Source organism: Oscillibacter sp. CU971, from assembly GCF_905219725.1.
Lineage (GTDB): Bacteria > Bacillota > Clostridia > Oscillospirales > Oscillospiraceae > Oscillibacter.
Genome location: NZ_CAJMXG010000218.1, coordinates 1 through 4,863, shown reverse-complemented (window position 1 = coordinate 4,863; position 4,863 = coordinate 1). Strand labels below are relative to the sequence as shown.

Sequence of the window (4,863 nt, the reverse complement as noted above, 5' to 3'; positions counted from 1 at the left end):
GAATATTGTGTTTTTTTGTTTTCAAGAAGAGGTCGGCATACAGTGTAGGAGTCCCTCGCTTGGGCTCGAAGTTGTGTATAAGAGACACCTCCTGGAGGGGGGCGGGGGGCGGCTCCGGCTCTTGAATTTCCGGTTCCGGCGGGGGCGGCTCCTCTGCCGCCGGAGGGGCGGAAGCACAGGCGGTCAGGAAGAGGAAGCACAATCCGAGGATGCATAATCGGCGCATGGCGTCGGTTCCTTTCTGTCGAAAAATCTGTGGTCTTAGTATAGCAGATTCTCCGGCAAAAAGGGGTAACAATTTTATGACAGATTTTTGACGGCTTCCCGGCCTCATTTGCAAATGGCTTGACCGGCACAGCAGAGGCAGCTAAGCGAAACAAACTCCCGGAGAGAGCCTACCTCTCCGGGAGTTTGTTTTTGCTGTGTGAAACCATGCTATCCTCACTAGCTTTTGGCAAGTATNAGTATACCACACCCGCCTGGAAAAGGCAAGGGGATTTTTCAGCGCTTCGTGCTGGGCTTGAACACCGACGCCATGACGGCGGCGAAGAACGTCGCGGCGGCTACGCCGCCCGCCGCGGCCGTCAGGCCCCCGGTGAGGACCCCCAGCCAGCCGTCCATGTCCACCGCCTTGCGGACTCCCTTGGCCAAGAGATGGCCGAAGCCCGTCAGGGGCACCGTCGCTCCCGCGCCGCCCCACTGAGCCAGGGGTTCGTAAAGCCCCACGGCGCTGAGGATTACCCCGGCTACCACGTAGCCCGTTAGAATCCGGGCCGGGGTCAGCTGGGTCCTATCGATCAGTATCTGCCCGATGGCGCAAAGCAGGCCGCCGCACAGGAACGCGTTCAAATAATCCATGAAAAAACCTCCCTTTTCCGGTAGCTTCTCCCGGCGGGGCGGTTTTATGCGGCCGGGTTGCACGTTTTCCGGCAACTCTTCCTTCATGGCCCTCCTTGTTTAGGTACAACCATATATCAAAACAGGAGGTTATTTTTATGAAGCAAACAGACCAGTATGAATTGAACCAATGGGATCTCTCCGACCGCATCCGCATGGAGGACTTCAACGCCGACAACTTAAAAATCGCCGCCGCCCTGGCCGGGCTGGACGCGCGGGCCGACGGGCTGGTGGGGCAGGTCTCCGGCCTTGACAGTCAGATTACCACCCTGGGCGGGCAGATCACCACGTTGGACGGGCAGGTTTCCGGGCTGGGGGAACAGCTTTCCGCCCTGGGCGGAACCGTGGCCGGACTGCCTACCTCCGCCAGCCTGGAGAAGCTGAAAGCGACCCTGCAAAACGCGGACACGAATCTCCAAAACACCAAGCTGGGCTGGTCCCGCATCGCCCTTCCCAGGGGCAAGGGCTTCGTGCCCGCTCCGGACAAGAGCTGCTACCTTTTCGACATGACCGACCATCCCTTCGGCAGCTACGGCGCCCTCTGCGTGTCTGTCTATTTGGTCAGCCCCGACAGCGACACATATTATCTGAATGCCCAGACAGGCATCAGCCTGATCGGGAACTGCATTTATACCCAGGGTACATCGGATCGGGGTATGGCCGTTGTTGTCCCCGGGTATACGTACAACCTTATCTTTTTCCCCATGAAGTACGCCGCCCACTCTATGGGATTGGTATTTACGGGCAAATACTGCGGCGTCGGCGACGGCTGTTGTTATTACAGCCAAGCCAGCGGCCTCACACTCACCCCTGCCAGCGGCAAAGTGGTCTCCTCCACCGAATTCACCGTTACTTTATATGGCCTTCTATGAAAAGAGGACCCGCCCCCAAAGGGGGCGGGTCCCGGCTGCTTTGGATTTTGGGGAACTCAATCGCTCACAAAAGCCATGGAGGACTCACTCAAGCAATGGAGCCAACATCCCCGGCAGGCTCCTCTACCCCNGGAGCGGGAGCGGGAGTCTCTCCGCCAACATCCTCAGCATTGGGTTCCTCGTCGACGGGAGCNGACTTGACAGGGGTCACTTCCTCGTCGGAGACAGGCTTATCACCGGAAGGGGTAGCAGGAGTGTTGTTGGAAGCGTCGCCATCGGATCCACCGGAGCTGGTGCCGCCGCCACCCTCGGAGGCAGCGGGCTCGGCCCAGCCATCGGTGCTTGTGTTGTAGTCAGCCACACCGCCGCCGACCTTGAATTCACCCGCGATCAGGATGATTGTCCCCTCATCGGTNGCCTGGGTNATCTTGTAGGTGTGGGTCCCGGCGGNCAGGGGGTGGTTGCCGCCACTCTGGTGGCCCATGGTTCCCTTGGTGCCGGAATTGTAGAACGTACTACCGCTCATGACAACCTGGACGTTGAACAGGCCGGAGCCGGTACGCTCAGTAGAAGAACTCTCCTCATAGGCCCTGCCACCGTCAATGGTCAGAGTGACTTTGCCGCTCTTGCTGGACTCCCAGGTGAACAGGCGGCAGGCGGCAGGGTTCACCGTGCCGTTGCCCATGTTCAGGGGGCTTCTGATCTCAGCGCCGGTATTGTTCTCCTTGCCGATGTGGTAATCCTCGGGGGTGTACACGCCGGGCTCATTGTTCAGAATCTGCTTCAGAACCTCNTGGGCCTCGGTGCTGGTGAGGGGCTGACCCTTTGTCTTGTCGCCGCTCGCATCACTCAGCTTGTTATCGATCGTACCACCCAGGTTGACCTGGGGAGCGNCGGGCGTCTCGCCAACACTCACGGTCCCGTTCACGGGAGTGGGAGCCGTAACCTTGAAGTTGCCGCTCTGGACCAGCTCGGTGGTCTCGTTGGGGTTAGCGCCCTTGACCAGGTAGATGTAGTAGGTGTGAGTGCCATCCTTCAGAGCGGTCGGGGCCGCACCCGCCAGGGTGCCGTTCGTTCCGGTCGTGCCGGCGTTGCCAAAGTAGCCGTCCATGTAGTTGGTCACCTGGACCACCCACTTGCCCTGTCCGGCGCTCATACTGGTGGCCTCTTCCCAATAAGTCGTCATGTTGTCGATGACCAGGCGGTACTTACCGGCCACGGGACGCACATACTTGAAGACGCGGCAGTCGGACAGGTCGGTACCACTGTTGACCTGCATATTCGGCGTAGTGAAGTTCTCCGTGATCGTGTAGACGCCGGGTTCGACCTTATCGACCGCATTTTCCAGGGTCGACTCGGNGCCCTTCTTGACCGTGCCCTTCTCGGGGCCGTTNACAGCGGTGACCGTCGCGGGATCATAGTAGAGGTTAACCACGTTGTCCGCGGCGTTGCTCTCGGTGTNCGNCTTGAAGGTAAAGCCCAGGGTGGACAGGTTATAAGTCGAGATTCTGGGGCTGTAACCAGCCACGATGGGCGCGGTCTGGTTGTTCGTGAACTCGTCCTTGGTGACGCTCCGGACCACGGTCTGGATGTCGCCGGACAGGTTCATCCGAACAGTGTAGTACATTCTCTCGCTGCTGGTGGCTCCATCGGTGCCGGTGCTGGTCCACAGGACCATGATGGCATAGGCATGACGGAAGCCGTCGCTGCTGCTATTGCCGTTGACCAGGACCTTCAGCTCCACCGTGTCGGGGTTGCACTTCTCCTTGTCGAACAGATCCTTCAGCTCGTCGATGTCGCCGGGACGGCCGTCGCGCAGGTCGATNAACTGGGTGGTGCTGTCGACCGTAATCAGGCCGTTCTTGGCATAACCCGTGTCAACGCCCAGGACAGACTTGTCGNTGAGAATCTCCGCGTCGTTCACAGGGATCTTCTCTCCGCCGCTCACGCCGGTGCTGAGGTACTGGATCGCGCCGACGCCNTTCGTCGTGCCGACATAGAAGGCGTAGTCGGACCGTTTGTCCTCATTGGTCCGCAGAGCGCCGATGCCCTTGACATAGAAGCCGTCGGGGTTGCGGTTGGTGTACGCGTTGGAGTGGAACACGCGGGTGGTGAAGATGTTGTTGGAATCCAGGCGGCCGGTGACGACAGTTCCCACGCTGAGGGCGCGGTCGAAGTAGCCGGTCTTCTCTTCCTTGAACCCATCCTCGCCGGAGACATACTGACGGGTGTAATAGGTGCCGGAGGTGGGAGCCTCAGCGCCGACGCTCTTGGTGGAGGTGTTGGCGCCGCGGNTGTCGGTGATGATCATCAGATCCTTCAGATTCGCCTCGGCGGAGTCGGACTTGATGACCACGGCCTTGACCCGGCCATTCTTGTCCACATAGGCCTCAGCGGGGCTGGCAACGAAGTCGTCGCCATTGGTGCCGACGTTCTTCCACCAGCGGTTGATCTGAATCAGCTCGGTATAGGGGACGTTCTGCGCGCCGTCCAGGACATTGATGGTATCCACCTCGCCGTTGGCCTCGTCGAAGCCCACGAAGATGAACTTCACGCCGTCATAGGGAGCGGTGCGGTAGGTCCAGTTCTGAGCATTCGCCGCACTATCCGCGTAGAAGAAGTCGTTATGAGAGGTGTTAATAACGGTGCTGTTCTCGGTGACCGGNGTGTTGCTGTTGGCCTTGCTGTNTCTCNGGTGGCGGCCGGCCGCCGTGTAGGCATTCTCCTCCGTCCTGCGGTCGGAGTCATAGAACTCCAGAGGCACCAGGGTGTTCCGGCTGCTGATGGCATACTTGCCAGCGCTGCCGCCCTGCAGGGCGTACTGAGCGATGTTATAGACGCCCTGGCCGGTCTGGTCGTCTCCGTCCTTGTCGCCCTCGGGCTCGACCCAGGAGGTCTGGCGGCCGTTCTTCGCCGCGCGGTAGCCGTCGGCATAGAGGGAGCCTTCGGTCCGGTACATGGGCTTTACCAGCTCATACTCGCCATTGCCTTCCTCGGCAACGCGGTACCTCACCAGTTCGCCGGGAGCGTACTTCTCAGCCGCGCCGCGGATGGTGCCCAGCTCCAGGTCGACCTCGTCGCCCTTGATGGTCCA

General features: G+C 60.1%; 2 protein-coding genes and 1 pseudogene. 1 reads left to right on the top strand and 2 read right to left on the bottom strand.

Annotation, left to right across the window (positions count from 1 at the left end; genetic code table 11):
• Nucleotides 1-226 (bottom strand): annotated as a pseudogene (locus tag JX325_RS12715) (hypothetical protein); the annotation flags it as partial.
• A gap of 275 nt (nt 227-501) precedes the next feature.
• Nucleotides 502-858, bottom strand: a complete 357-nt coding sequence (gene spoVAE, locus JX325_RS12710) for a stage V sporulation protein AE (protein ID WP_204791482.1) — start codon at nt 856-858, stop codon at nt 502-504.
• Nucleotides 859-995: 137 nt separating this feature from the next.
• Here spoVAE and JX325_RS12705 point away from each other — a divergent pair, with 137 nt between their 5' ends.
• Entirely contained in the window at nt 996-1,769 is a 774-nt protein-coding gene (locus JX325_RS12705) for a hypothetical protein (RefSeq protein ID WP_204791481.1), read from the top strand.
• The last annotated feature ends 3,094 nt before the right edge of the window (nt 1,770-4,863 follow it).